The sequence below is a fragment of the Methylocella sp. genome (assembly GCA_037200525.1).
Classification (GTDB): domain Bacteria; phylum Pseudomonadota; class Alphaproteobacteria; order Rhizobiales; family Beijerinckiaceae; genus Methylocapsa.
This window is the reverse complement of sequence record JBBCGG010000001.1, coordinates 591,280-617,036: the sequence shown is the minus strand read 5'-3', so window position 1 is coordinate 617,036 and position 25,757 is coordinate 591,280. Positions and strand designations below refer to the sequence as shown.

General features: G+C 61.3%; 25 protein-coding genes and 1 pseudogene. 15 read left to right on the top strand and 11 right to left on the bottom strand.

Going from position 1 to position 25,757, the window contains the following annotated elements:
- Positions 1-7 precede the first annotated feature (7 nt).
- The 4 genes from WDN46_02870 to madL form a co-directional block, all read right to left on the bottom strand.
- Positions 8-1,396: an ethanolamine ammonia-lyase subunit EutB gene (locus WDN46_02870; protein ID MEJ0092393.1), complete on the bottom strand. Its 1,389-nt coding sequence runs from the start codon at positions 1,394-1,396 to the stop codon at positions 8-10.
- Between the two features lie 22 nt (positions 1,397-1,418).
- Positions 1,419-2,843 (bottom strand): ethanolamine permease, encoded by a 1,425-nt coding sequence (eat, locus tag WDN46_02865; GenBank protein MEJ0092392.1) that lies wholly within the window; start codon positions 2,841-2,843, stop codon positions 1,419-1,421.
- Positions 2,844-3,102: 259 nt separating this feature from the next.
- Positions 3,103-3,870 carry a malonate transporter subunit MadM gene (madM, locus tag WDN46_02860; protein ID MEJ0092391.1) on the bottom strand — a complete coding sequence of 256 codons (768 nt, stop codon included), beginning with the start codon at positions 3,868-3,870 and terminating at the stop codon, positions 3,103-3,105.
- Between the two features lie 4 nt (positions 3,871-3,874).
- Positions 3,875-4,324, bottom strand: coding sequence for a malonate transporter subunit MadL (madL, locus tag WDN46_02855; GenBank protein MEJ0092390.1), 450 nt, complete (start codon positions 4,322-4,324; stop codon positions 3,875-3,877).
- Between the two features lie 204 nt (positions 4,325-4,528).
- On the opposite strand from madL, the gene mdcA reads away from it, so the two are divergent.
- The 7 genes from mdcA to WDN46_02820 all read left to right on the top strand — a co-directional run bounded on the left by mdcA (position 4,529) and on the right by WDN46_02820 (position 10,633).
- Positions 4,529-6,175 carry a malonate decarboxylase subunit alpha gene (mdcA, locus tag WDN46_02850; protein MEJ0092389.1) on the top strand — a complete coding sequence of 549 codons (1,647 nt, stop codon included), beginning with the start codon at positions 4,529-4,531 and terminating at the stop codon, positions 6,173-6,175.
- Positions 6,176-6,188: 13 nt separating this feature from the next.
- Positions 6,189-6,506, top strand: a complete 318-nt coding sequence (gene mdcC / locus WDN46_02845; protein ID MEJ0092388.1) for a malonate decarboxylase acyl carrier protein — start codon at positions 6,189-6,191, stop codon at positions 6,504-6,506.
- Entirely contained in the window at positions 6,503-7,426 is a 924-nt protein-coding gene (locus WDN46_02840) for a biotin-independent malonate decarboxylase subunit beta (GenBank protein MEJ0092387.1), read from the top strand. The genes mdcC and WDN46_02840 overlap by 4 nt, the downstream gene beginning before the upstream one ends.
- Positions 7,413-8,141 (top strand): biotin-independent malonate decarboxylase subunit gamma, encoded by a 729-nt coding sequence (locus WDN46_02835; GenBank protein ID MEJ0092386.1) that lies wholly within the window; start codon positions 7,413-7,415, stop codon positions 8,139-8,141. Before WDN46_02840 ends, WDN46_02835 begins: the two co-directional genes overlap by 14 nt.
- Complete coding sequence (gene mdcG / locus WDN46_02830; GenBank protein MEJ0092385.1) at positions 8,134-8,832, top strand: malonate decarboxylase holo-[acyl-carrier-protein] synthase; 699 nt, start codon at positions 8,134-8,136, stop codon at positions 8,830-8,832. The genes WDN46_02835 and mdcG overlap by 8 nt, the downstream gene beginning before the upstream one ends.
- Positions 8,833-8,906: 74 nt before the next feature.
- Entirely contained in the window at positions 8,907-9,707 is an 801-nt protein-coding gene (gene mdcB, locus WDN46_02825) for a triphosphoribosyl-dephospho-CoA synthase MdcB (GenBank protein MEJ0092384.1), read from the top strand.
- Positions 9,704-10,633 (top strand): acyltransferase domain-containing protein, encoded by a 930-nt coding sequence (locus tag WDN46_02820; GenBank protein MEJ0092383.1) that lies wholly within the window; start codon positions 9,704-9,706, stop codon positions 10,631-10,633. Before mdcB ends, WDN46_02820 begins: the two co-directional genes overlap by 4 nt.
- A 37-nt stretch (positions 10,634-10,670) precedes the next feature.
- Here WDN46_02820 and WDN46_02815 read toward each other — a convergent pair whose 3' ends face one another.
- The 6 genes and pseudogenes from WDN46_02815 to WDN46_02790 form a co-directional block, all read right to left on the bottom strand.
- The gene (locus tag WDN46_02815; protein MEJ0092382.1) at positions 10,671-11,066 is read right to left on the bottom strand and encodes a dihydrofolate reductase; all 396 of its coding nucleotides are present in this window, start codon (positions 11,064-11,066) and stop codon (positions 10,671-10,673) included.
- Between the two features lie 93 nt (positions 11,067-11,159).
- Positions 11,160-11,396, bottom strand: a complete 237-nt coding sequence (locus tag WDN46_02810) for a formate dehydrogenase subunit delta (protein MEJ0092381.1) — start codon at positions 11,394-11,396, stop codon at positions 11,160-11,162.
- Between the two features lie 111 nt (positions 11,397-11,507).
- Positions 11,508-14,354, bottom strand: a complete 2,847-nt coding sequence (gene fdhF / locus WDN46_02805) for a formate dehydrogenase subunit alpha (protein MEJ0092380.1) — start codon at positions 14,352-14,354, stop codon at positions 11,508-11,510.
- A gap of 11 nt (positions 14,355-14,365) precedes the next feature.
- Positions 14,366-15,915 (bottom strand): annotated as a pseudogene (locus WDN46_02800) (NADH-quinone oxidoreductase subunit NuoF).
- On the bottom strand, positions 15,912-16,385 hold the full coding sequence (locus WDN46_02795; GenBank protein MEJ0092379.1) for a formate dehydrogenase subunit gamma: 474 nt from the start codon (positions 16,383-16,385) through the stop codon (positions 15,912-15,914). The pseudogene WDN46_02800 and the gene WDN46_02795 overlap by 4 nt, the downstream one beginning before the upstream one ends.
- Positions 16,386-16,480: 95 nt before the next feature.
- The gene (locus WDN46_02790; GenBank protein ID MEJ0092378.1) at positions 16,481-17,389 is read right to left on the bottom strand and encodes a LysR family transcriptional regulator; all 909 of its coding nucleotides are present in this window, start codon (positions 17,387-17,389) and stop codon (positions 16,481-16,483) included.
- Positions 17,390-17,847: 458 nt separating this feature from the next.
- Between WDN46_02790 and WDN46_02785 the strand changes: the two genes are divergently transcribed.
- On the top strand, positions 17,848-18,453 hold the full coding sequence (locus WDN46_02785; GenBank protein MEJ0092377.1) for a HupE/UreJ family protein: 606 nt from the start codon (positions 17,848-17,850) through the stop codon (positions 18,451-18,453).
- A 16-nt stretch (positions 18,454-18,469) separates the two neighbouring features.
- Here WDN46_02785 and nikR read toward each other — a convergent pair whose 3' ends face one another.
- Positions 18,470-18,967, bottom strand: a complete 498-nt coding sequence (gene nikR, locus WDN46_02780; protein MEJ0092376.1) for a nickel-responsive transcriptional regulator NikR — start codon at positions 18,965-18,967, stop codon at positions 18,470-18,472.
- Positions 18,968-19,074: 107 nt separating this feature from the next.
- Here nikR and WDN46_02775 point away from each other — a divergent pair, with 107 nt between their 5' ends.
- The 7 genes from WDN46_02775 (at position 19,075) to WDN46_02745 (ending at position 25,756) form a co-directional block, all read left to right on the top strand.
- Positions 19,075-20,085: an ABC transporter substrate-binding protein gene (locus tag WDN46_02775; protein ID MEJ0092375.1), complete on the top strand. Its 1,011-nt coding sequence runs from the start codon at positions 19,075-19,077 to the stop codon at positions 20,083-20,085.
- Positions 20,086-20,167: 82 nt separating this feature from the next.
- The gene (locus WDN46_02770; protein ID MEJ0092374.1) at positions 20,168-21,085 is read left to right on the top strand and encodes an ABC transporter permease; all 918 of its coding nucleotides are present in this window, start codon (positions 20,168-20,170) and stop codon (positions 21,083-21,085) included.
- Complete coding sequence (locus WDN46_02765) at positions 21,082-21,999, top strand: ABC transporter ATP-binding protein (protein MEJ0092373.1); 918 nt, start codon at positions 21,082-21,084, stop codon at positions 21,997-21,999. The genes WDN46_02770 and WDN46_02765 overlap by 4 nt, the downstream gene beginning before the upstream one ends.
- Positions 21,996-22,769: a creatininase family protein gene (locus WDN46_02760; GenBank protein ID MEJ0092372.1), complete on the top strand. Its 774-nt coding sequence runs from the start codon at positions 21,996-21,998 to the stop codon at positions 22,767-22,769. Before WDN46_02765 ends, WDN46_02760 begins: the two co-directional genes overlap by 4 nt.
- A gap of 26 nt (positions 22,770-22,795) precedes the next feature.
- On the top strand, positions 22,796-24,157 hold the full coding sequence (gene glnT, locus WDN46_02755) for a type III glutamate--ammonia ligase (protein MEJ0092371.1): 1,362 nt from the start codon (positions 22,796-22,798) through the stop codon (positions 24,155-24,157).
- Between the two features lie 109 nt (positions 24,158-24,266).
- Positions 24,267-25,106 (top strand): urea amidolyase associated protein UAAP1, encoded by an 840-nt coding sequence (locus WDN46_02750; protein ID MEJ0092370.1) that lies wholly within the window; start codon positions 24,267-24,269, stop codon positions 25,104-25,106.
- Positions 25,107-25,111: 5 nt separating this feature from the next.
- On the top strand, positions 25,112-25,756 hold the full coding sequence (locus WDN46_02745) for an urea amidolyase associated protein UAAP2 (GenBank protein ID MEJ0092369.1): 645 nt from the start codon (positions 25,112-25,114) through the stop codon (positions 25,754-25,756).
- The last annotated feature ends 1 nt before the right edge of the window (position 25,757 follow it).

Here is a 25,757-nt window from a genome sequence, read left to right as displayed (position 1 = left end):
TAGGCTTTCACGCGATTCGCGCCAGCGCCGGGCGGAACGGCGCCGCCAACGCATCGCGCGGGCGCATCTGTTCGGCGCTCTCGAATACGCCCATGCGGATAAGCCATTCCTCGAACTCGGGGGCCATCCGCAATCCCAATACTTCACGCGCGTAAAGCGCGTCGTGGAACGAGGTCGTCTGGTAGTTCAGCATAACGTCATCAGACCCCGGAATGCCCATAATGAAATTGCAGCCCGCGGCGGGGAGCAAGGTCAGCAGGACATCCATGTCGTCCTGGTCGGCCTCGGCATGATTGGTATAGCAGATGTCGCAACCCATCGGCAGGCCAAGCAGCTTGCCGCAGAAGTGATCCTCGAGCCCGGCTCGGATGATCTGCTTGCCGTTGTAAAGATATTCCGGGCCGATGAAGCCGACGACGGTATTGACCAGCAATGGCTTGAACTTGCGCGCGACAGCGTAAGCCCGCGCCTCGCAGGTCTGCTGGTCAACGCCATGATGGGCATTCGCCGACAGCGCCGAACCCTGACCTGTCTCGAAATACATAACATTGTCGCCAACCGTTCCCCGCTTGAGCGCCAGCGCCGCTTCGCGTCCTTCGGCCAGCATCGCGAGGTCTATGCCGAAGCTTCGGTTGGCCGCCTCTGTGCCGGCGATCGACTGGAACACCAAGTCGATCGGCACGCCGCGATTAATCGCCGCGATCGCGGTCGTCACATGCGTCAGCACGCAAGACTGCGTCGGGATCGCATATTTGTGGATGATGTCGTCCAGCATCGCGAGGAGCGCGCAGACGGCGGCCACGCTGTCGGTCGCGGGATTTATGCCGATTACCGCGTCGCCGCTGCCATAGAGCAAACCGTCCAGAATGCTGGCGGAGATGCCTTCCGGGTCGTCGGTCGGGTGGTTCGGCTGCAGCCGCGTCGAAAGCCGGCGCGGCAGGCCGATGGTGTTGCGGAAACGCGTGACCACGCGGCATTTGCGCGCGACCAGGATTAAATCCTGCACGCGCATCAGCTTCGAGACCGCCGCAACCATCTCCGGCGTCAACCCGGGCGCGAGCCGAGTCAGCGCTTGCTCGTCGGCGTCGGCGCCAAGGAGCCAGTTGCGGAAATCGCCGACTGTCAGAGCGCTGACTGGAGCGAAGGCCGCGGCGTCGTGCTCATCAACGATCAACCGCGTGACTTCATCTTCCTCGTAAGGGATTAGCGCTTCGTTCAGAAAGGTCTTCAATGGCGTCTCGCTCAACGCCATCTGCGCGGCTACGCGCTCCTCATCGTCCTCAGCCGCTAGTCCGGCCAGATAATCTCCGGAGCGCGCCGGACTGGCTTTCGCCAGCAGCGTTTTCAGATCGGCGAAGCGGTAGGTCCGCCCCCCAACGCTATGCGCGTACGCCATCGCTAAACCCTCATCTCTTGGTTTAAATGCCTTCCGCCGTGAGTTCTTCAGGCGACTCGATCAATTCGTCGATAGGAGCGGCCTCCCGCCGATGGACGGTGGTCAGGAAATAGGCGTAACCCACTGCGAGAAAGCCGACGAAGATGACGAAAATCAGGAAGTTGTAATAGATCATGGCGATCATGCAAATCACTGATGCAAACAGGGCGAAGGCCGGGAAATAAGGGTAAAGCGGCGCGACAAATGGCCGGTTCATCCGAGGCTCCGCCCAGCGCAGCCTGAACAGGCTGGCCATGCTCAAGATATACATCAGGATCGCGCCAAACACCGACATGGTCACGATATTCGCGGTCAGCGGCTGCCCGCCGATCTTGATCAGGTCGTCGCTGAAAATCGCGAGAACGCCGATTACGCCGCCAGCGAGAATGGCAATATGGGGCGTTTTGAAGCGAGGATGCACTTTCGCCAGAACCGGCGGCAGATAACCGGCGCGCGCCAGCGCAAAAATCTGCCGCGAGTAGCCAAGGATGATGCCGTGGAAAGAGGCGATGAGGCCAAATAGCCCAAGCGCCACGAGCATGTGAAGCCAGCCGCTATTCTCGCCGACGACGTATTTCATCGCTTGCGGTAGCGGATCGTTGATGTTGGAGAGCTTCGTCCAATCGCCAGCGGCTCCCGCGAACAGCATTACGCCGATGGCGAGGACGACGAGAGTCAATATGCCGGCGATATAGGCGATAGGAATCGAGCGCTTGGGGTCTTTCGCCTCTTCGGCCGCCATCGCGACGCCCTCGATCGCCAGGAAAAACCAAATGGCGAAAGGAATCGCCGCGAACATGCCGGAAATCGCTCCCGCGCTGAAATGATCTTCGCCCGACCAGCCGCCCTTGACAAAATTCGCGATCGAAAATCCGGGACTGACGACTCCCATGAATACGAGCAGCTCAAAGATCGCCAAAACAGTGACGATGAGTTCGAACGTCGCCGCGATCTCGACCCCGATGACATTGAGCGTCATGAATATGAGGTACGCGCCGACCGCCGCGATTTTGGGATCGAGGGATGGAAATTGAACGTTGAGATAGGCCCCGATTGCGAGCGCGATCGCCGGAGGCGCGAACACGAATTCGATCAGCATCGCAGCTCCGGCAAAATAGCCCCCGGTTGGCCCAAAGGCGTGGCGCGCGTATGCGAACGGGCCCCCCGCATGAGAAATTGAGGTAGTCAACTCGGTGAAGCTGAAGATGAAGGTCGCATACATCGCCGCGATGAACAGGGCTGTGACGGTAAATCCCAGCGTGCCGGCGGTGGCCCAACCGTAGCTCCAGCCGAAATATTCGCCCGAGATGACGAGCCCGACCGCGATCGCCCATAATTGAAGGGTGGTCAAGCTCTGCTTCAGCTCATGATGGGTAACAACGCCTATGTGATGCGAGTGTTCTTCCATGCGCAATCCTTCCCGATTACCTTCCGACGTCGGACAGACCTGGAGCTGAGCCCGGTTGCAATCAGGCTCGCTGATCTCGCCTATAATGAGCGATAGCTGAACTATGCAAGAAGGGGACCGATTCGCGGATCGCGCCATGATCGTGCGCCTCGAAGGAGCCGTAGACAGGCTTCGATCGCGCGGCCAATCCGCGGCGGCTAATATTGACGCAGGAAGGAATCTTGAGGGACACCGCAAAAAGTCAGTAATTTTCCGAGTATCAGGCGCCTGTCATCGCGCGAACCGTCAGATAAAGAATTGAGGGCCCGACCAGGCAGCCGATGCCTGTGTGAAACGTCGCGGTCAAAGCGCCATAGGGCACCAATTTTGGGTCCGTTGCGGCAAGGCCTCCCGCCACGCCGCTGACTGTCCCAACGAGGCCGCCGAACGCCATGGCGGAGCGCGGATTGTCCAGCCCAATGAAGCGAGCGAGCATCGGCGTCAGCACCATGACCAGCACTGCTTTCAAAACGCCCGTGGCGATCGACATGGCGATCACCGGCGAGCTCGCGCCAAGCGCTGCTCCGGTAACTGGACCAACAATGTAGGTGATCGCGCCGGCCCCGATCGTCGTGATGCTGACCGCGTCGGTATAGCCGAATGCGACCGCGACGAGGGCGCCAAAAGCAAAAGGAAGGATCGTGCCGAGAAAAAGAGCGAACACGCCCAGCAAGCCCGCTTTACGCGCTTCGACGACATCTACTTCGAAAGCCGTTGCGACGATTGCGAAATCCCGCAGCATGGCGCCGCCAAGCAGGCCGACGCCGGCGAAGACGGGGATGTCGGCGATTCCCTTTTGTCCCCCGCTCGCCACGCCGCCGAAATAGGCAAGGACCAGCCCGATGATGATGGCGATCGCCGAACCGTGAATGCGTCCGGCGGTCAGGCGCCGGGAAAGGAATAAAGAGATCCACATCACGACGCCGACGAAGGCGAAGGCGGCTACAAGACTTTGTTCGATGAAGACATGCTGAAGCACATGCAGCATTTAGCTACGCTTTCTTCGCGGAAGCGTCGGGAACGAGATCCCCGGCTATGACCTCCCCTCCTCGCTCAATGCCGAGTTCGGTTTTTGCGTCGGTCTTTTGGTCCCGGCCAATGCGGCCGAGCAGCGCTGTCGCCGCAAAGCAGATCGCAACCGTTCCGACGGCCGCAATCAAAACGAGGGGCCCTCCACGAAGTGCGGAAACCACATTTTGCTGCGCAGCCATGGCTACGACGATCGGGATATACATCGCCCCCCAAAACTCGACGCCAAGCTTAATCCCGTGCGTCAAGGCGCCCCGCTTCTGCAGCCAGACGCGGCCGATGATAAGCAGGATCATCGCCAAGCCAACCCCGCCGACATTGGCCTTGACGCCGAGGAGAATTCCGAGAAGATCGCCAAGGAACACGCCAACCAGCGTGCAGATCGCAAGGAGGGCGACGCCAAAAATCGTCATAAACGCGCCCTTCCGATATGGAGTAAGCGCGATGCGCGGAAGGCGAGAAACTGGCCCAAGCTTGCGTCCTCCCGATGTGCGCCGCAATTTGTCAATTGCGTAGCAACTATACGGAAACCCTCTATACAGGCAATCCCTAAGCGCCGTCGGCGAGCGCTGCATGCGCAGTCCGAGTTTTGGACGTCAGGGAATGGAGACATGCAGATGAGTGAGTGGCGTAGGGAGCAAAAGGCGCGCAGCGAGCGGATTGCGGCGGGCGCGGCGCTCGCGGACGGCAAAATCGTTGACGCGAAGAAAGCCACTGCTCTGCTCGAGGCGGTGATTCGCCCCTTCGACCGCGTTTGTCTCGAAGGCGATAACCAGAAACAGGCGGATCTGTTGGCCGGCGCCCTCGCCGGCGTCGATCGCTCCAAGATCCACGATCTTCACATGGTGCAGTCGGGCGTCGTCCTTCCCGAACATCTTGACGTATTCGAAACCGGCATCGCGAAGCGGCTGGACTATGCCTATTCTGGCCCCCAAGCGGCGCGCATCGCAAAAATGCTGTTCGGCGGCGAAATCGAGCTCGGCGCGATACACACTTACCTCGAGCTTTTCGCCCGATACTTCATCGACCTGACGCCGAATGTCGCATTGATCGCCGCGGTCAGCGCGGATCGGGAAGGCAATCTCTACACCGGCCCCAATACCGAGGACACGCCGACGATCGTCGAAGCCACGGCGTTCAAGAGCGGCGTCGTTATCGCGCAGGTGAACGCTATCGTCGATAAGGTTCCGCGCGTCGACATCCCGGGCGATCGCGTTCATTTCATCATTGAGGCAGGCAAACCCTTCTACGTGGAGCCGCTTTTCACCCGCGATCCCGGCGCGATCACCGAGACGCAGATCCTGACCGCCATGATCGCCATCAAAGGCCTCTATGCGCCGTATGGCGTGAAGCGGTTGAACCACGGCATCGGCTTCAACACGGCGGCGATCGAGTTGCTGCTTCCGACCTTTGGCGAACGGCTCGGCCTCAAAGGCAAGATCGCAACGCGCTGGGCGCTTAACCCGCATCCGACCTTGATTCCGGCGATCGAGTCCGGCTGGGTCGAGCAGATCCATAGCTTTGGATCCGAAGTCGGGATGGACGATTATATCGCCGCCCGGCCCGACATCTACTTCAATGGTTCGGACGGCTCGCTGCGCTCCAATCGGGCGTTCTGTCAGACGGCTGGGCTCTATGCCTGCGACATGTTTATCGGCTCGACCTTTCAGATCGATCTACAGGGCAACAGCTCGACGATCACGCCATCGCGGATCGCCGGATTTGGCGGGGCGCCGAACATGGGGTCCGACGCGCGGGGACGGCGGCATCCGAGCGATCCGTGGCTGCGCGCGGGCAAAGAGGCCGACCCCGACAGCGCTCCGGCGCTGCGGCGCGGAAGGAAACTCGTCGTGCAGATCGGCGAAACATTTGGAGAAGGAAACGCGCCGACGTTCGTCGAAAAGCTCGACGCGCTCGCGCTTGCCGAAAGGCTGCGCCTCGAGCTCGCGCCGGTGATGATTTATGCCGACGACGTGACGCACATCGTCACCGAGGAAGGCATCGCCAATCTTCTTCTCTGTCGCGACAAGGACGAGTGCGAACAGGCCGTGCGCGGAGTCGCCGGCTATACCGAAGTCGGCCGCGCGCGCGACGCCAAAATGGTCCAGCGCCTGCGCGAGCGCGGCGTGATCTTGCGTCCCGAAGATCTCGGGATCGATATGCTCGATGCGGACCGCAGCCTATTGGCGGCCAAATCCATCAAGGATCTGATGCATTGGTCGGGAGGCCTCTATCAGCCGCCCTCGAGATTTCGCAATTGGTGAGGAGGTTCGAACCGTGGAGAATTTGACATTCCGTCACAAAGTCACAAAAGCCGCGCGCGGAACCAAGCCTCAAGCCATCGTCGGCGTCGTCGCATCGGGCAATCTTGAAGTGCTTGTCGAGCGCGTCATGCCGGAAGCCGATTGCGTCGTCGAAATCGCAACGACCGCGCCCGGATTCGCCGACATATGGGCGGCGGTGATCGGCGATTTCGTCGAGCGCTATTCGCCCGGCGGATTGCGGATGTCCATCAATGATGGCGGGGCGCGGCCCGATGCTGTTTCGCTAAGATTGGCTCAGGGCTTGCGCTTGATAGAGGAGGACGGGATTTGAGCGCCTTGCACAGCGCCGCCGCGACGAGCTGGTATGAGGCGAGCGCGCGACAGCGCGTAGCGGCCTTGCTCGATCCCGGCAGTTTTAAGGAATTCATCGGACCGGAGCAGCGCGAAGTCAGTCCTCATCTCGACATCTTCGATTTGCCCAAACAGTTCGACGATGGGATGATCGTCGGGCGCGGCATGCTGGCGAATAAAAGCGTTTTCATCGCCGCTCAAGAGGGCCGTTTCATGGGCGGCGCCTTCGGCGAAGTGCATGGCGCAAAGCTTGCGGGCCTATTGCGCGGGGCGCTCGCGGCGGCCAATGAGCTCAGCGCCGTGCTCATCCTGTTCGATACAGGGGGCGTGCGTTTGCAGGAAGCCAATGCCGGCGAACTCGCCATCAGCGAGATCATGCGGGCGGTGCTTGACGTTCGCGCCGCCGGGCTGCACGTCCTCGGACTGATCGGGGGCCGCGCCGGGTGCTACGGCGGCGGCAGCTTGATCTCCGGCTGTTGCAGCGCTTTGGTCGTTTCAGAGCAGGGCCGCATCAGCGTCTCCGGCCCGGAAGTAATCGAGACCAACAGGGGCATCGAGGAATTCGATTCGCAGGACCGCGCTTTGGTGTGGCGCACCATGGGCGGAAAAAACCGTCGTCTACTCGGCGTTGCCGATGCTTTTGCGGATGATGCGGTAGACAGCTTCCGGACGGCGACCCTCGCGCTTCTGTCGCAATCATCGCGTTTCGATCTGGGCGCCATGCAGGCCGAGCAGATGCGCTTGGAAGAACGGTTAACCCGGTTCGGGTCCTGCCCGGACGCCACGCAAATCTGGTCTGCGCTGGGGATAAAGGACCCCGAAAAAATTCCGGCCATGCCCGCCGGGGCGTTCATTGCCCTCGCCAACGAGATCCAGGAGAAAAGCCATGACGCTCGATGAGATTCTGGCCTCGCTTTTTCCAAAAGGGCACGCGGTCGCGGTCGACAATGAGGGCTTGATCCTGGGGTCGGGACCGCTCGAGCGCGGAGGCGTCGCGGAAATTATCGGCGTCGCCAACAAAACTCCGCTCGGCGTCGATGGCGCAATCAAATTAGCATGCAAAGTGCTGGAGATCATTGCGACGGGCGCCAGCGGCCCGCTCCTCGTCCTGATCGACAGCGACAGCCAGCGCATGAGCAAACGCGACGAGCTTTTGGGCCTTAGCGAATATCTTTCGCATCTCGCGAAATGTCTGATTCTCGCCGATATGCGCGGCATCAACACCGTCGGCATACTTTATGGCCGCTCCGCCGCGGGCGCTTTCATCGCCACCGCGCTATCGACCCGAACGCTGACAGCGCTGCCAGGCGCCGATCCCGAAGTCATGGATCTTCCATCCATGTCGCGCGTCACAAAACTCTCTCTCGACGTCTTGAAGGAGAAGGCAAAATCCACTCCTGTCTTTGCGCCGGGACTTGATAATGTCGCGCGCACCGGCGCCGTCTTGGAAAGCTGGGATCCGAACAAATCCCTCGCCGCGCAATTGTCGGAACTGCTCCAACGTGAAACCGTCGCCGGCGATCGGCGCGACCTTCTCGGCAAGCAACGCGGCGGTCGCCTCAAAGCGGCGGACATTGCCTCGCGGGTGAAAACTCTGGCGACCGGCCTTGGCTGAGCGCCCAACGGCTGGATGGAAATCGGCTCCGGCTCCGGCGCGGCATGCTTTGCTGCGTGTGAAAATAGAGGCTTGGGCGGCGCTTCTCGAAAATCGCCCGGACCTCAGCGACAAGGCGATTCTCGTCGAATGGGCTGCTCTTTCGCGACCGCTCGTCGTTCGCCGCCGGGGATCCGGCGACTGGGGCGACGCCATCGCCGCGGGGATTCCGCTGCCGCCGTCGCAAGGCAAGTTGCGCGTCGCAGTCGCGCTTGCGCCAAGCTCGATCTCCTCTGTCGGGCCTCCGCTGCTGTTGGCTTCATCGCGCACGGCCGCCCCTGCCGCATGGCTCAAGACCGTTGACGCCGTGCTGGATCTTGGCGCCCGCGTCGGCATCGATCCACGCGTCTTTGGCAGTTTCGCTTGGGCCGCTTTGACCGGCTTGGACTATGTAAGCGCCAGCTCCGACCTCGACCTGCTTTGGGCCGTATCGCCAGAGACCGACTTCGACGCACTTTTGCAAGGGCTGGCGCGCATCGAGGCGGCCGCGCCCGGACGTCTCGATGGCGAGCTGATCAATGCCAAAACCGGCATGGCGGCAAATTGGCGGGAGCTGCATTCAGGCGCGGATCAAATCCTGGTCAAGAGCCTGGAAGGGGTCGCATTGCAGCCAGCGTCCGTCTTCCTCCACGCCTTGGAAACGCTGGCGTGACCGCCGCGATTTTTCGGCGCGCGGAAACGCCGGTTCAAGCGGAATCTGCTCGCGGCGTTCAGGCGCCGGAGGAGTTGGGGGCCCTCGCCTCTCAATCTCTCCATCTTGAGGTCGAAACCTGGCCGAAGCCGGGCCTCGTCAGTCACGTCGATAATGGCAGCCATGACGACATGGACGCCGCCATGCTTCATCGAAGCGCCGACGTCCTGTTACCTTATTTCACCGCTCTGGCTCAGGCGGGCGCGGAGGGAGAGGGAATGGATCGCTTGCGCGCCATCGGCGTGGAGGCGGAAGTCGCGATGCTCGCCGCGACAGGCGGCGTCAACACGCATCGCGGCGCGATCTTCGGGCTAGGCCTGCTCTGCGCCGCCGCCGGCGCGATAAGCGTCGGCCGGAGCGAGGGCGGAGAAACGCTCGGCGCGATCGTCAGCCGCCGCTGGAGCCGCGCTATCGCCAAAGGCCCAGCGAGCCCTCACAGCCATGGAGCCGAAGCGGCGCGGAGGTTTGGAGCAACCGGCGCCCGCGGCGAGGCTATCGCTGGATTTCCCGGCATTTACAAACTTGGCGCGCCTGCGCTCGAACGTGGTTTTCAGCTGGGATCGGGAGATCCAGAGGCCGCACGGGTCCATGCGCTATTCGCCCTGATCGCCGGGATTGCGGACACCAATATTCTGCATCGCGGCGGGGCCGAGGGCTTGGCTTTTGCTCAGCGCCGCGCCAAAAATTTTCTTCTGCGGGGCGGCGTCGGAGCGGCAGGCTGGCGTGAGGAGGCTGCGCGGATCCATCGCGAATTCGTGCAGCGTCGGCTCAGCCCGGGAGGCGCGGCCGATATGTTGGCCATGAGCCTCTTTGTGCAAGGGCTCGACATGCAATGACGATCGCCATCTTATGTTCGGGCCAGGGGACGCAGCATCGAGACATGTTCGCATTGACGGCAAAGGCTCCCGAAGCCGCCGCCGTATTTGCGGCGGCGACGCAGGCGCTCGATGGGCGCGATCCCCGCGCGATCGTTCGCGAGGACAACGCGGAAGCGTTGCACGCCAACGCGCTGGCTCAAATGCTGTCCTGCACGCAAGCGCTCGCCGCCTTCGTCGCATTGAAGGATGCGCTTGGCGCGCGATTGGCGATTGCCGGGTATAGCGTCGGGGAATTGGCGAGTTGGGGATGCGTCGGACTTTTTTCTCCCGCCGCGATCATCGACCTCGCGCTGCAACGCGCCGCCTTTATGGACGAGGTCAGCGGCCCCGATGAAGGCCTCGCCTTCGTCCGCGGTCTCGATCGAGCCAAGGTGGACGCCATCTGCGCTCGCTTTGGCGCCGCCATCGCCATCATCAATCCGGGCGAGGCGTTCGTCTTAGGAGGCAGGCGGGATGACCTACGCGCGCTTTGCGATGAGGCCCAGAACATGGGCGCCACCCATGTGGGCGCTCTCTCGGTTTCCGTCGCGTCTCATACGCCGCGCCTCGTCAAGGCTAGCGTGAATTTCCGTCGCGTCTTGGCGGCGCAACGCCCCGCACAGCGCCTTGCGCCCGGTGTTCGGCTATTCAGCGGCATCGACGCCGTGGCGGTGCTGGACATTGACGCCGGGCTCGACAAACTCGCCGCCCAGATTTCCCACACAATCGATTGGGAGGCGTGCCTCAACGCCTGCATCGAGGCGGGCGTCGATCGATTCCTCGAGCTTGGCCCCGGCGGCGCTTTGGCGACGATGGCGAGCGCGGCCTATCCCGGCGTCAACGCGCGCAGCCTTGAAGATTTCCGCAGTCTTGACGGCGTGAGGGCTTGGCTGGCGCGAGCGTAGTCCTGCAAAATCGCAGGCTTTTCACCCGATCAGAAGCCTATACTGAAACCAGCCACGCCGGATCGAAATAGCGATCGGCTTCGCCGTCATATGGCAGGCGCGTCACATCCCAGTGCCGAACGAAGCGGGCGTAGGCTTTCCACACGGCCGGTCCGCCGCCAATAAAGACAACGCGATCGGAATATCGCCCCAAAATCCGCTCAGGATCATCCGTTGAGCGAATTTCGACCAGCGTTCTGTCGGGCCGCGCCCATTCTGGAAAGGAGGCGATGGTCTTAGGCCCCGCAATCAGAACATGGCCTTTGCTCAAGGCGAAGAATCGCTGGACGTCATCTTTATATTCGCGCCCTGGGCTTCCCTCCCAGGGCAGGCCGCCATTGAGCCCAAGCTGTCCTCGTTTTCCGATTGCGCAAATGACGCGAACATCCACCATCCAGGTCTCCATCTGAGATAAAGGCGGATGATAGATGACTCATCGCGGCAAGGCGATATTGAGAATTCCGTTCAATGGCCGCGTGTAATGGAATCAACTGACCTCGGGGTTTGAAAAATCCTTGCGTCCGAGCTGTCGCACGGCGTCCTTGACGAGCGGGTCGAGACCTTCGCCGCCCTGTTCGAGGTGAGCGACGATTTTCTTCCGCATGCTCGGATCCCAGAATTTGGCGAGATGGTCGGCGATGCAGTCGGCCGGATCGGTCCGCAGCTGACTGGCGAAAAACGTTCCAATCTGATTGGCCATATAGATCAGTCGGTCAGGCGACATGACGATTGCTCGATCGGTGAGGCGTTCGGGATGAGTGAAAACTTCGAAACGCCTTCCAGGCGCTATAGCGATCAGCGCTCAATGAAGACGCCGTCAAAGTCGGATCGCGCGTCATTCCGCCGCGTCGATCGTATGAATGATGCGGCGGCTTTCCTCGGCTTGGCGACGATATTCTTCCTGCCAGTCGCTCGGTCCGTTAGAATGCGAGATCTGCACCGCAGTGACCTTGAACTCCGGACAATTGGTCGCCCAATCGGAGAACTCGGTCGTCACAACATTGGCCTGCGTCGTCGGATGATGGAAGGTCGTGTAGACGACTCCCGGCGCAACGCGATCGGTGATGAGCGCGCGCAAAGTAGTTTCCCCGGCGCGGCTATGCAGCTTCACCCATTCGCCATCGCGAAGGCCGCGCAGTTCCGCGTCATGCGGATGGATTTCAAGGCGATCCTCCTCGTGCCACGCCACATTGGCGGTTCGCCTTGTCTGCGCGCCGACATTGTAGTGGCTGAGGATGCGGCCGGTGGTGAGCAGAAGCGGAAAGCGGGGCCCGGTCCGCTCGTCGGTCGCGACATATTCGGTGACGACGAACTTGCCTTTGCCTGAGACGAAGTGGCCTATATGCATGATTGGCGTGCCCTCGGGCGCGGCTTCATTGCACGGCCATTGAATCGATCCGACGGCATCGAGCTTCTCGAAGGAGACGCCGGCAAAACTCGGCGTCGTTTTGGCGACTTCGTCCATGATTTCGCTCGGGTGTTTGTACTCCATCGAAAAACCCATGGCCTTGGCGAGCAGGATAGTGATCTCCCAATCGCCATAGCCGTTCTTCGGACTCATAACCTTGCGTACGCGCTGGATGCGCCGCTCCGCATTGGTGAAGGTTCCGTCCTTTTCGAGGAAGGTCGAGCCAGGCAGAAAGACATGCGCGTAATTCGCCGTCTCATTGAGGAAAAGATCCTGCACGACGACGCATTCCATGGCTCTGAGCCCAGCGGCGACGTGATGCGTGTCGGGATCGGACTGCAAGATATCCTCGCCCTGAATATAAATGCCGCGGAAGGCTCCCTCGACGGCGGAGTCAAGCATATTGGGAATGCGCAGGCCAGGCTCGTTGTCGAGCCCAACGCCCCATAGACTTTCATAGACGTGACGGACTGAATCTTCCGATACATGGCGATAGCCAGCGAATTCATGCGGAAATGAGCCCATGTCGCAGGCGCCCTGGACATTGTTCTGCCCGCGCAGCGGATTAACGCCGACGCCAGGCCGCCCAAGATTTCCCGTCGCCATCGCAAGATTGGCGATGGCGAGAACCGTCGTCGTGCCCTGGCTGTGTTCGGTGACGCCAAGCCCATAGAAGATCGCAGCGTTGCCGCCGGTGGCGTAGAGGCGGGCGGCGCCGCGAATGAGATCGGCGTCGACGCCGGCGATCTTTGCGATCTCTTCCGGGCTATTGCGCGGCTCCGCGACAAAAGCAGCCCAATCCTGAAACTCCGACCAATCGCAGCGCTCACGGACGAAAGCCTCGTTTACAAGGCCTTCCGTGACGATGACATGAGCCAGCGCCGTCAAGACTGCGACATTGCAGCCGGGCTTCAATGGAAGATGATAGTCGGCGGCGACATGAGGCGTCCGCACGAGATCGATCCGGCGCGGATCGATGACGATGAGCTTCGCGCCCTCTCGCAACCGCTTCTTCATGCGCGAGCCGAACACCGGATGGCCGTCCGTCGGATTGGCGCCTATGACCAGCATGACGTCGGTCTCTTCGACGGAGTCGAAATCCTGCGTGCCCGCCGATGTGCCGAACGCGGTCTTCAGACCATAGCCGGTCGGCGAATAACAAACCCTGGCGCAGGTATCGACATTATTGTTGCCGAATCCGCCGCGAATGAGTTTTTGGACGAGGTAGGTCTCTTCATTGGTGCAGCGCGACGAGGTAATTCCGCCGATTGAGCGTTTGCCGTAAGCCGCCTGAATGCGCTTGAACTCGGAGGCGGCGTAGGAGATCGCCTCTTCCCAAGATACCTCGCGCCACGGATCAGTGATTTTAGCGCGGATCATCGGGTTGAGGATCCGATCGCGGTGAGTGGCGTAGCCCCATGCGAACCGTCCCTTGACGCAGGAATGGCCGTGATTCGCCTTGCCGTCCTTGTAGGGAACCATGCGGACGAGTTCTTCGCCGCGCATTTCCGCCTTAAAGGTGCAACCGACGCCGCAATAGGCGCAGGTCGTTACGGCCGAATGTTCGGGTAGACCGATGTCGATTACTGATTTTTCGCTCAATGTCGCGGTGGGGCAGGCCTGCACGCAGGCGCCGCAAGAAACGCATTCGGATTCGAGGAAATGCTCGTTCTGTCCCGCCGCGACGCGGCTTTCAAACCCACGGCCATCGATGGTTAGGGCGAACGTGCCCTGCACTTCCTCGCAAGCCCGCACGCAGCGATTGCAGACGATGCACTTGGCCGGGTCATAGGTGAAGTAGGGGTTCGATTCGTCCTTCACCGACTCAAGGTGATTGGCACCCTGGTAGCCGTAGCGGACCTCGCGCAGGCCAACGGCGCCCGCCTGCGTCTGCAACTCGCAATCGCCATTTGCGGCGCAGGTCAGGCAATCAAGCGGATGGTCGGAGATGTAAAGCTCCATCACGCCCTTGCGCAGACCTTTCAACCGCTCGGTCTGGGTTTTGACGATCATGCCAGGCGCGATCGGCGTCGTGCAAGACGCCGGTGTGCCATTGCGCCCCTCTATCTCGACAAGGCAAAGACGGCAGGAGCCGAATGACTCAAGCATGTCGGTGGCGCAGAGTTTTGGAATCTCTGTGCCGATGCCCATCGCCGCGCGCATGATCGACGTGCCTTCCGGGGCGCGCACCTCGACGCCGTCGATGGTCAAAGCGACCATGTTTTCCAACTTCGAGGCGGGCGTGCCGTAATCGATCTCTTTGATGAGAGCCATGGCGATCTTCCTCACTCCGCCGCAAGCGCATGGCGCGGCGCGAAATCTTCTCTGAAATGCCGAACGGCGCTCAGCACGGGATAGGGCGCAAAGCCTCCGAGCGCGCAAAGCGAGCCGAATTTCATGGTCTGGCAAAGATCTTCGAGCAGCGCGATGTTTTCGGCGGTTTTGACGCCGTTCATGATGCGGTCGATGACCTCAACCCCGCGCGTCGACCCGATCCTGCACGGCGTGCACTTGCCGCAACTCTCGACGGCGCAAAACTCCATGGCGAAGCGGGCCATCTTCGCCATGTCCACCGCATCATCGAATATGACAAGGCCGCCGTGGCCGATCAGACCGTCGCGCGCAGCGAAGGCCTCATAATCGAAGGGCGTGTCGAACAGCGAAGGCGGAAAATAAGCCCCCAGCGGCCCGCCGCATTGGACTGCGCGCACCGGCCGTCCGGAAGCCGTGCCGCCGCCGATCGATTCAACGATCTCGCCGAGGGTCAGGCCAAATGCCGTTTCGAACAGGCCGCCGTAGCGGACGTTGCCGGCGATCTGCAACGGCATGGTTCCACGCGAGCGCCCCATGCCGAAGCCGGCGTAAAACTCCGCGCCGCGATCAAGCACCGTCGGGACTGCAACGAGCGAGAGGACATTGTTGACGACCGTCGGCCGCTCGAACAGACCTTTGTGCGCGGGGAGCGGCGGTTTGGCCCGCACGATGCCGCGCCTGCCTTCGAGGCTTTCGAGCAGGGCGGCTTCCTCGCCGCAGACATAGGCTCCGGCGCCGATGCGCAGCTCAAGCTCGAAAGCATGTCCCGAGCCAAGGATGTCGGGGCCGAGAGAGCCAGCCTCCCTCGCCAATTTCAGCGCCTCGGAAAAGGTTTTCGCCGCATGCGGATATTCCGAGCGGCAGTAGACATAGCCTTTGGTTGCGCCGACGGCGATGGCTGCGATGGTCATGCCTTCGATCAGAGCGAAAGGATCGCCTTCCATGATCATTCTGTCGGCGAATGTGCCGCTATCGCCCTCATCGGCGTTGCAGACGACATAACAGCGGTCGGCCGGGGCGTCGGCGACGGTCTTCCATTTGATTCCTGTCGGGAAGCCGGCGCCGCCGCGCCCGCGAAGGCCCGATTTGGTCACTTCCGTTATGATTGCGGCGGGTCCGATGTCGATTGCGCGGGCGAGGCCGCGCCAACCATCGTGCGCGGCGTAATCCGCAAGCGAGCTCGGATCGATAATGCCGCAGCGGGCGAAGCTGAGGCGGGTCTGGCGGGTGAAGAAAGGGTGATCTTCCGGCTTGCCTACGCGGAGCCGATGGGCGTTTCCGGCAATAAAGCCCGCATCAAACAGCGAGGCGACATCGGACGCTTTGACCGGGCCATAGCGATGCGGCCTTGCTCGGTCTCGATCTCGACGAGCGGCTCCAGAAAAAACATGCCGCGCGAGCCGGTGCGGACGATTTCGACCGCCTGACCGCGCAACTGCGCCTCCGCCAAAATCCGAGCTGCGACCTTGTCGGCTCCGACGGCTAAGGCTGCGACGTCCTTCGGAATGAAAATCCGGGTCACGGGCGCACGGCCTCGATAGCTTCCGCGAGGCGTTCGGCATCAAGCCGGGCCAGCGGCTCCCCGTCGAGCATCGCCGCGGGGGATGAAGCGCAGAGGCCGAGGCAGTAGACCGGCTCGATCGTCAAGGCGCCGTCTTGCGTCGCCCCATGCCAGTCAACGCCAAGCTCGGCAAGAAGATTTTGCGCCAGAGCCTCGCTGCCCATGCTCTGGCAAGCCTCGCCGCGGCAAAGTTTTAATACATGCCGTCCGGCGGGTTCGCGTCTGAAATCATGGTAGAAAGTGATGACGCCGTGCACTTCTGCGCGGGAGAGATTCAGCGCCTGCGCTATCAGCGGAGCGGCCGCTTCGCCGACATAGCCAAATTCATGCTGCAACGCATGAAGAATCGGCAGCATCGGACCTTCGAGCCCAGCATGTTCGCTGACAATTGCTTTGGCGCGCTCGACGTTCCAAGGCTGTGCCTGAAGCAATTCATCCCACCTATTTTTTGTTTATTTAAAAAACAGAGTGGCCCGATGGAATCCGAAGATCAACACGCTAGTTTTCGTCGCCCGATAGGGATCGTCTATCGATTGTTGGGATTTTCCGCTTCCGGCAAGGCAAGGCGATGGGCCTCCGCCAGGAGCGCGCGCGTGAGCGCCGGCATTGGTTCGCGTCGCGGCAGCACCAGCCCGATTCTCTGCACTTCCTGCGGGTCGACGATCGGAATTGAACGCAGCGGTTCATTCAGGGCGAGTACATCGGCGAAAGTTTCCGGGATGATGCTGGACCATTGCCCGGTCCGCACATGCGCGGCGAGGACGACCATCGAATTCGATTCGAGCATGACCGGCGGCGCTGAGGTCGAACCCGCCAGCAAGCGGTCGATGATGCGGCGATTCTGCATGTCTGGGGTTAGCAGGCAGAGCGGGATCTGGGCAACCTCCTTCCAGGTCACCGTCTCGCGATCGCCGAGCGGGCGATGCGCCGACGTCAGGAGCCTATAACGCTCGTGATAGAGCGGCGCCGTGCGAATCTGTCCAAGCGGCTCGTTGTCGAGATAGGTCAGCCCCGCGTCGATCTCGAGTCCGTCGAGCAAGGTCAGTATTTCGCGCGAGGTCCGCGATAGAATGGTGAAGCGCACTTCTGGATGCTTCAGCTGGAAGGGGAGCGTCAGCTGCGCCGTCATTCCAAGCGCGGTCGGGACGGCGGCGATCTTCAAATGGCCGATCAGAGAGGCCTTCGGGGCGCGGATCTCCTGCCGCATGGCGCGCGCGTCGGCGACAATGCGCTTGGCCCACTCCAGCACGCGCTCCCCCTCCGCCGTGAGCCCGTGAAAGCGCGAGCTGCGATTGACGAGAAGGACGCCCAAACTATCCTCGAGGTGTTTGATGCCGGCCGACAAGGTCGGCTGGGTCACGCCGCAGCTTTCCGCGGCGCGGCTGAAACTGCGTTCGCGGGCGACGGCCAGCAGAAATTCGAGCTTGTCGATCACAAAAGCGCGCCGGACGCCGTGAACGACAGTGAGGCTGCGTCTCCGGCCGCCGCGTCGCTCCCACGCAGATTTTTGGCCGGGGGTTTTTCCCCGCCCAATCGCATCAACATATCCTCCCTCCTAGAACGTGGCCTTTGATTTCTTTAAAGTTCACGCCGGGATTCCTACCGAAAGTCTGCAACTTTTCGGAATCACGCTCTGGCGCAGGCTTTTGGCCGCGCCCTGCTTGACGCACGACGATCTGAGATCTGCGCGTCATTGTTCATGGGAGTTGACCCCAAGTCGAGCCAAATATCTCGGTTTCGCCGCGCAAGGCGGCGGTGCATTCCGGCGCTTCCAAGACGACGATGCGCCATCGCGCGGCATTCTTCGTCCAAACTCGCCCCCGCGCGGATTCAGCTTGAAACCATCCCGCTATGCCATCTACTCTATCGCGCTGCTAAGGAGGCGAGAAACACATGACGCGCAAATATCCGCCCATCGCTTTGGCCCTTATTGGAGGCCTCATCGCTACGCCGGCCTTGGCTCATACCGGGCTTGGCGACGCCCACGGTTTCGCCCATGGCTTCGCGCATCCTTTAGGCGGCCTTGACCATGAACTCGCCATGGTCGCGGTCGGCGTCTTCGCCGCCCAGATCGGTGGCCGGGCCTTGTGGCTGGTTCCTCTCAGCTTCATCGTGCTGATGACTTTTGGCGGCGCGCTTGGCGTTGCCGGGGTCGCGATGCCCTTCGTCGAGATCTGCATCGCCTGCTCCATCATCGCGCTTGGCGCATTGATCGCGCTGCGCGTCAATCCGCCGATCGCCGCAGCGATGGGTCTCGTCGGCTTCTTCGCGCTCTTCCACGGTCATGCGCATGGCTCGGAAATGCCGGCAGAGGCGTCCGGCCTCGCCTATGGCCTTGGCTTTATCCTGGCGACTGCGGCGCTTCATGCCGTTGGCGTCGGCCTTGGTCTCGGCGTGGCTCGACTTGGCGGCAATTTTGGCCCGCGGGCGGCGCGCGCCGGCGGAATGGCGATGGCGGTTGCGGGCGTCGGCCTACTGACAGGCTTTATCCCGGCGTGATCGCCGCGCGTCTGCGCTACATTTGGTGTATTGGCGGGATAAGCGCCGCGGCCAATTGCAGATGTCCGGAAATGACGCCTTTCTGCACAATCATCTCATCGGCGATCTGCTGCAGCTTGTCGGCGCGCCCTTGAACGAGGACAACCTCAAGGGTCTGGTTCTGTTCCAAATGCACATGCAGCGAGGAGATCACCTCGTCGATATGCCGCCGCTGCAAATCGGCAAGCTTTTGCTCGATCTCGGCGGCGAGGTGATTGTAAAATAGCGTAATTGTGCCGACCATGACGCGGTCGCCCATCTTGTGCCGGTGCTCGGTCAGCGAGCGATGCAAGATCGTCGATACGGCCTGCGAGCGGCTCGCAAAGCCGCGATCGCCCACCATCAAATCCAGTTCCTGCAGGAGATCCTCCGACAGCGATATGCTGATGCGGCTGACGAGCGGGCGCTGGCCGTTCGCATCCTCGCGCGCGATTGGCGCATGGTCGGCTTTTCGATCTTTGGAGATTTTTTCCATTTTCCGAGTCCCGGAATGATTCTTTTGCTTGGCACACCGCTTGCGTCTCGATAATCAGTAACACGATTATTCCCAATCGTAGTACGGATTTGCCGAAGGAAGCACCAATGCCTGCTTTTATTTTGCCCTCGATCCGCCAGTTTGCGACGGGAGCGCTGTTTTCTATCGCCGCCTTGTCTCTGTCCGCCGCGCTGCAGGCCGCGTCTGTGAGCGCGGAGCCGCTGAAGATCGGCTATAGCGATTGGCCCGGTTTTGTCGCTTGGCAGGTCGCCATTGACAAGGGTTGGCTCAAGCCCGAAGGACTCGACATCAGTTTCGAGTGGTTCGATTATTCGGCCTCGATGGACGCCTTTTCGGCCGGCAAGCTGGACGGCGTCATGGTGACCAACGGCGATGCCCTGGTTATGGGCGGCAATGGCGCGAAAAGCGTCATGGTGATATTGACCGATTATTCGAACGGCAATGATATCATCGTCGGCAAGCCCAACGTCAAAACGCTCAAGGATTTGAAGGGCAAGAAAGTCGGTCTCGAGGTCGGTCTCGTCGAGCATCTCCTTCTGCTCAACGGCCTGAAAAAAGCCGGAATGACTGAAAGTGACGTAACTCTCGTCAACGCCAAGACCAATGAAACCCCGCAGGTGCTGAGCTCCGGGGACGTCGCGGCCGTCGGGGTATGGCAGCCGATCGCCGGCGAGGCGATGCGCGGCTCGCCGGGATCACATCCGCTTTACACGTCCGCCGACCAACCCGGCCTCATCTACGACGCCATAGCAGTGAGCCCAGCCGCTCTCGCCGCTCATCGCGCCGACTGGATCAAGCTCGCCGCCATTTGGGATAAAGTCGTCGCCTACATTGATGATCCCAAGACCCAGCCTGACGCGATCTCCATCATGTCGGCGCGAGTCGGCGTCGAGCCTGCCGCCTATCTCCGCATGCTCAAGGGCACCAAGCTCCTCAATCTGGCCGAGGCGAAGACCGCGATGGTGGACGCAAAGGGGTTCGGCTCGCTCTACGGCTCCTCGCGCAACGCCGATGAGTTCAATGTTAAGAACAGCATCTATAAAGAGAGCCAGGCGGTCGACGCCTACATCGATCCTAAAATAACCGTCGGCAAGTAAGTTCCCGATGGCCTTAACCCCGTCCATCGAGTCGGCAGAGCCGGCGACGCCAAAGCGGATCTCGTTCAGCTTCCGTCGCTCGATGGGCGGCGGAGGCCGGATGCTGGCGCTGTGGTCCTTTGTGCTGCCTCTGGCGGCTTGGTGCCTCGTGTCCTACGTCCCTGCCATCTGGCATCCGCTTATGTTCGTCACCAACCCTGGCGACGTAGCCTATCTCGAGGTCGGGATGCGCATGGACCGCCAGGCTTTCGCCGATGCGGTGACCGAGGCGCGCGAAGCCAATACCGCCCCGCCTGAGGGCGTGGCGGCGAACCCCGTCTACCTGCCGGCTCCCGGCGAAGTCGCATCCGCCCTCTGGGTCGCCTTGAGGGCGGCCCCGATGCACGACACGCCGACGCTGCCCTGGAGCATGTGGCACAGCATCCAGATCATATTCTGCGGCTTCCTGTTTTCATCGCTCGTCGGCGTCCCGCTCGGCATTTTATGCGGAGCATCCAAGACGTTCGGCGGCTTGGTCGAGCCCTTCATCGACTTTTTCCGCTACATGCCGGCCCCCGCCTTCGGCGCCCTGATGGTGGCCATCCTCGGGATCTACGACGGACCAAAGATCGCCATCATCGTCATTGGAACCTTCTTCCAACAGGTTCTGATCATCGCCAACACCACGCGGCAGGCCGACCGGCTTCTGATCGAGGCGGCTCTGACCCTTGGAGCGCGCAAGTTGCGGCTGCTTACCCATGTCGTGGTGCCGGCCGTCATGCCGCAGCTCTACCGCGATCAACGCATCCTGCTCGGCTGGGCCTGGACTTATCTGATCGTGGCCGAGCTGATCGGCACATCTTCCGGCATTACTTTCTTCATCACCCAGCAGGCGCGCTACCAGCATTTCGAGAACGTCTACGGGGCCATTCTGATCATCGGTCTCGTCGGATCGCTGACCGATGTGGCTTTGGGCCGCCTGGGTCGCCGCCTCTTTCCGTGGGACCAGGTGAACCGATGAGCGGCAACCATACTCTCCTAAGCGACGCGCCGAAGTTGCTCGAGCAATCCGACGCCGTAAAGGCCCGCTTGGACCGACTGAAAAGCCGCGAAGTAGTGCTTTGCGTGAAAGGGCTCGGCAAGACTTTCCGCGCGGCCGACGGCCGCGAAGTCGTCGCCTTGCGCAATATCGACGTGACGACGCATCGCCGCGAATTTCTTTGCGTCGTCGGGCCATCAGGGTGTGGCAAATCGACCTTTGTGCGGATTCTCGCGGGACTTGAGACCGCGACCGTCGGGGATGTGCTCCTTGATGGCGCTCCCGTCACCAAACCCGGCGCCGATCGCGGCATGGTGTTTCAAGGCTACACCCTTTTCCCGTGGCTGACGGTTTTGCATAATGTGATGTTCGGTCTGCGGATCAACAAACATGAACGTCCGCAAGCAGAGCGCGAGGCCCGCCAGTGGCTCGATCTCGTCGGGCTTGAGCATTTCGCGGACGCCTACCCACACCAGTTGTCGGGCGGGATGAAGCAGCGCGTCGCGATTGCGCGGGCGCTGGCCAATAAGCCTCGCATCCTTCTGATGGATGAGCCCTTTTCGGCCCTTGACGCGCAGGCCCGCGCCAAAATGCAGGCCTATCTGCTCGAGATCTGGAAGAAGATCGACATCACCATCGTGTTCATCACGCATGATCTCGACGAAGCCGTTCTGCTCGCTGACCGCATTCTGGTGCTGAAAGCCCATCCGGGCGAGGTCCTCGAACTGATTGAAGTTCCGGTGCCGCGGCCGCGTCACGCGAAACAGGCTTCCGAGCCTGAGTTTCTCGCGACCCGGGCGCATCTTGACGCGCTGATCCACCCGGCGGTCGTCGAAGACGAGGACTCCCCCTCCGCGGTCATCCGCCTCACGGCGATTGATGACAACGTAGAGTGACGCCTTTGCTGTGGAGCGAGCAGAGCTGGGAGGAGATTCCGCGCCGCCTCGAGGGGGCGGGGCAGGCCGCTATCTTGCCGGTCGGGGCGACTGAGCAGCATGGGCCGCATCTCGGCTGCGGCATGGATGCAATGCTGGCCGATATTTTGTGCCAGGCAGTCTCGCGCGAAACGCAGGCGCTGATGCTGCCGCTGCTGCCATATGGGTGTTCGCTCGGCCACAGCCGGCGCTGGCCGGGGACTATCGCGCTCGATCCCCTGCTGTTGACGCAACTCGTCGCTGCGATCGGCGCATGGGCGCATCATTCGGGGGTGCGGCGCCTTTTCATCATCAATGCGCATGTGACGAACGCCGCTCCGCTGCGCTGCGCGCTGGAGATGTTGCGAGCGAGCTACGACGATCTCATGGTCGCCGTAATCGATACGGCCCGGATCAGCGATCGCGTTCGCGAGGCTCACTTTGCGGACGCCGCCGATTGGCACGCCAATGACGCCGAAACCTCGCTGATGATGGCCCTCGCGCCTGAAATGGTGAAGCCAGACCGGATCGCGGATGCGGACGACGCCGACCGCACTGAAGGTCTCGTCTTTGCCCACCCGGTCAACCGCACGAGCCTCAACGGGGTGACAGGGTGGCCAACGCTGGCCAGCGCTGAAAAAGGCCGCCAACTGTTCGCCTGGATGGTCGAGGATCTCAGCGGCCTAATCCAACGCGGCCTCGTCGAAACGCCGCCGTTGCCGTATGCCTATGACAAACCAGAGCGTCGATGACGACGCCAGAAACCCAAGGATCCATCATGGCCGCCGACGACCAAGTTCAGTCCGTTCTGCAGGACCTGCGCAAACGCGGGGTCAAATACTGCATCGGCGCCTATGTCGACATCCACGGCGCGCAAAAAGCCAAGGTCGTGCCCATTGCTCATCTCGCCCATATGGCGGAAGGATCGGAACGCTACACCGGTTACGCGCTGGATGGCCTTGGCCAGGAGCCGAACGACGACGAACTCGCTTCCGTGCCAGATCTATCCCATGTGATCCAGCTGCCCTGGGAGCCAAAATTGGCTTGGATGCCGGCGGATCTCACCTTCAGAGGCGAGCCCTATCCGCTCTCGACCCGCGTCGCGCTGAAACGGGTGCTCGCCGATGCGGCCGCCATGGGCTTTGATTTCAAGCTTGGGATCGAATGCGAGATCTTTCTTCTGCGCAAGGCGGCGGACGGGACTTTGACCATTCCGCACCCGACCGACAATCTCGTAAAGCCCTGCTACGACGTGCGCGGCTTCACTAGCAATTTCACCTGGCTCGACAAGGTCGCAAGCTCGATCAACGATCTTGGCTGGGACCTTTACTCCTTCGATCATGAAGACGCCAACGGCCAGTTTGAATTCGACTTCAACTACGCCGATGCGCTGACGACTTGCGATCGACTTACTTTCTTCCGCTTCATGGCCAAGAAATACGCCGAGGATGAAGGTCTGATCGCAACGATGATGCCGAAGCCTTTCGCCAATCGAACCGGCAACGGCGCGCATTTCAACATGTCGCTCAGCGAACGCGGGGGCGGCCATAATCTTTTCGCTTGCCCGCCGTCGGAAGATCCGCGGGGCCTTGGCCTCACCAAGACTGGCTATCACTTCATCGGCGGCATTCTGCGCCACGGGCGCGCGCTCTGCGCGGCGCTCGCGCCAACCGTCAACAGCTACAAGCGGCTGATCCGCCAGGGCGCGATGGCGACCTATTCCTGGGCGCCCGTATTCAACTCATATGGCTCGAACAACCGGACCAATTCCGTGCGCGTTCCAGCCGGTGGCGGGCGTTGCGAGTCGCGCAATGCCGACGGCTCCGTCAATCCCTATCTCGCCGCCGCTCTCGTTCTCGCGGCGGGGCTTGAGGGCGTTCGCGAGCGCATCGACCCAGGTCACCCCAACGAAGATAATCTTTATGGCATCTCGGAAGAGGAGCGGCTTCGCCGGGGCATAGACTTTTTGCCGCAAAACCTGCAGGAAGCGGTTGAAGCCTTCGCCGACGATCCCTTTGTCGAAGCAACGCTCGGCAAGGGTTTGCGCGACGAGTTCATCCGCTATAAATCCGAGGAGTGGCGTGAATATCATCTGACCGTCAGCGCGTGGGAGACCGAACGTTACAGCGCGATGTTCTAATGCATCGCCTGGCGCTTCATCCGCGCGAACTCTGGCCCTCGCCGGGACGACCCGCCGATCATAAGGGCAACGCCAGGACGACCTGGCATCCGCCTGTAAGGACAAAGCCATGAGTCTGTTAGATGCGTCGACGCCCGAACAACATCGAGAGCGTTATCTGGAACTGAAACACAATGCCGAAACCCGGCTGAATGCCCGCGCGCCGCAATCAGAGGCCCCATCGAAGCTCCGCCCACTTGCGGACAGCGAAATTCTGTGGCGCGAAACCATTCCGGACGGGTGGTACTGGACGCGGCGCGTCAACCGGGGCGAAAGCCTGCGCATCCTAAATGCGAGCGGCCGCGCCTCGGTGTCGGTGCTGATCTGGAATGCGGATGACATCAGCGAGCGATATAACGCCGGCGACACCGTTAAAATCCAATGGAACGCATTGCTCAGCAAAGGCAACGTTCTGTTTTCCGACATGGGCCGCGTGCTGGCGTCGATCACGGAGGACAGCGGCGCTGGCCATGACGCCTTGGTTGGCGGCAGTACAGCGTCAACAAACGAAGAGCGCTATGGCGTCGCATCTTTTCGCAATACGCGAGACAATTTTTGCATAGCCGCCGCAAAGCTGGGCCTTGCGCGGCGCGATATCATGCCATGCATCACATTTTTTGCTCCTCTCCGCACCACGCCGGATGGCGGCTTCGCGTGGCGGCAAGGCGCAGTCAAAGCAAATGATTTCGTTGAGCTCCGCGCTGAGATGAACCTTCTCGTCGCCCTCTCCAATTGTCCGCATCCCTTCGATCCGCATCCCGATTATGCGCCTGGCCTGGTCGAGGCCGTCGTAGGGCGCGGCGATGCGGCCGCCGCCGCAGATCCGTGCCGAACCGCCAGCGAAGAAGCAGTGCGCGGCTTCGAAAACACCGATGCGCTTTTTTCGAATGCAACTCCGGCGAAGGGATGATTCCGATGAACATTGAATTCGCCTCCTTCGATCCGGCGACGGCTATGCATGATTGGACCGTGCCCGCCCGCGCGCCATGGTCGGGCATTCTGCGCAAGGGCCAGATCATGCGCATTATCGATCTTGAAGGTCAGCAGGCTGTTGACGCCCTGTTCTACCGCGCGGACCATTTCGAGGAGCGCTACAGCGCGCAGGATACTTTGCGGGAGCAGAAAGCCGCTTATATTACGACCGGCTCTCGTCTGCTTTCAAACGAAGGCCGCGTCTTGTTGACCGTCGTCGCCGACAACTGCGGCCGCCATGACACATCGGCTGGCGCTTGCAGCTGCGAGAGCAACACGGTGCGCTTCGGCCATCATACGAAATACATGCATGCCTGCCGTGAAAACTTCGTCCTCGAGATCGGCAAATACGGCCTCGGCAAGCGCGACATCGTCAGCAACATCAACTTCTTCATGAATGTTCCGATTGAGCCGAGCGGCGAGCTGGCGATCGTCGATGGCATCTCGGCGCCGGGCGGCTATGTCGACCTTCGGGCCGAGATGGATGTGCTGTGCGTCTTCTCCAATTGCCCTCAGGTCAACAACCCGTGCAACGGATTCAACCCGTCGCCGATCAGGGTTTTGATTTGGAACGCTGCGGCGAAGTAAC

What these genes read in the sequence shown, in the direction of transcription:
- WDN46_02870 (MEJ0092393.1), bottom strand. Translation starts at nt 1,396, where the DNA reads ATGGCGTACGCGCATAGCGTTGGGGGGCGGACCTACCGCTTCGCCGAT.
- eat (MEJ0092392.1), bottom strand. Translation starts at nt 2,843, where the DNA reads ATGGAAGAACACTCGCATCACATAGGCGTTGTTACCCATCATGAGCTG.
- madM (MEJ0092391.1), bottom strand. Translation starts at nt 3,870, where the DNA reads ATGCTGCATGTGCTTCAGCATGTCTTCATCGAACAAAGTCTTGTAGCC.
- madL (MEJ0092390.1), bottom strand. Translation starts at nt 4,324, where the DNA reads ATGACGATTTTTGGCGTCGCCCTCCTTGCGATCTGCACGCTGGTTGGC.
- mdcA (MEJ0092389.1), top strand. Translation starts at nt 4,529, where the DNA reads ATGAGTGAGTGGCGTAGGGAGCAAAAGGCGCGCAGCGAGCGGATTGCG.
- WDN46_02835 (MEJ0092386.1), top strand. Translation starts at nt 7,413, where the DNA reads ATGACGCTCGATGAGATTCTGGCCTCGCTTTTTCCAAAAGGGCACGCG.
- WDN46_02820 (MEJ0092383.1), top strand. Translation starts at nt 9,704, where the DNA reads ATGACGATCGCCATCTTATGTTCGGGCCAGGGGACGCAGCATCGAGAC.
- WDN46_02815 (MEJ0092382.1), bottom strand. Translation starts at nt 11,066, where the DNA reads ATGGTGGATGTTCGCGTCATTTGCGCAATCGGAAAACGAGGACAGCTT.
- WDN46_02810 (MEJ0092381.1), bottom strand. Translation starts at nt 11,396, where the DNA reads ATGTCGCCTGACCGACTGATCTATATGGCCAATCAGATTGGAACGTTT.
- fdhF (MEJ0092380.1), bottom strand. Translation starts at nt 14,354, where the DNA reads ATGGCTCTCATCAAAGAGATCGATTACGGCACGCCCGCCTCGAAGTTG.
- WDN46_02785 (MEJ0092377.1), top strand. Translation starts at nt 17,848, where the DNA reads ATGACGCGCAAATATCCGCCCATCGCTTTGGCCCTTATTGGAGGCCTC.
- nikR (MEJ0092376.1), bottom strand. Translation starts at nt 18,967, where the DNA reads ATGGAAAAAATCTCCAAAGATCGAAAAGCCGACCATGCGCCAATCGCG.
- WDN46_02775 (MEJ0092375.1), top strand. Translation starts at nt 19,075, where the DNA reads ATGCCTGCTTTTATTTTGCCCTCGATCCGCCAGTTTGCGACGGGAGCG.
- WDN46_02770 (MEJ0092374.1), top strand. Translation starts at nt 20,168, where the DNA reads ATGGGCGGCGGAGGCCGGATGCTGGCGCTGTGGTCCTTTGTGCTGCCT.
- WDN46_02765 (MEJ0092373.1), top strand. Translation starts at nt 21,082, where the DNA reads ATGAGCGGCAACCATACTCTCCTAAGCGACGCGCCGAAGTTGCTCGAG.
- glnT (MEJ0092371.1), top strand. Translation starts at nt 22,796, where the DNA reads ATGGCCGCCGACGACCAAGTTCAGTCCGTTCTGCAGGACCTGCGCAAA.
- WDN46_02750 (MEJ0092370.1), top strand. Translation starts at nt 24,267, where the DNA reads ATGAGTCTGTTAGATGCGTCGACGCCCGAACAACATCGAGAGCGTTAT.
- WDN46_02745 (MEJ0092369.1), top strand. Translation starts at nt 25,112, where the DNA reads ATGAACATTGAATTCGCCTCCTTCGATCCGGCGACGGCTATGCATGAT.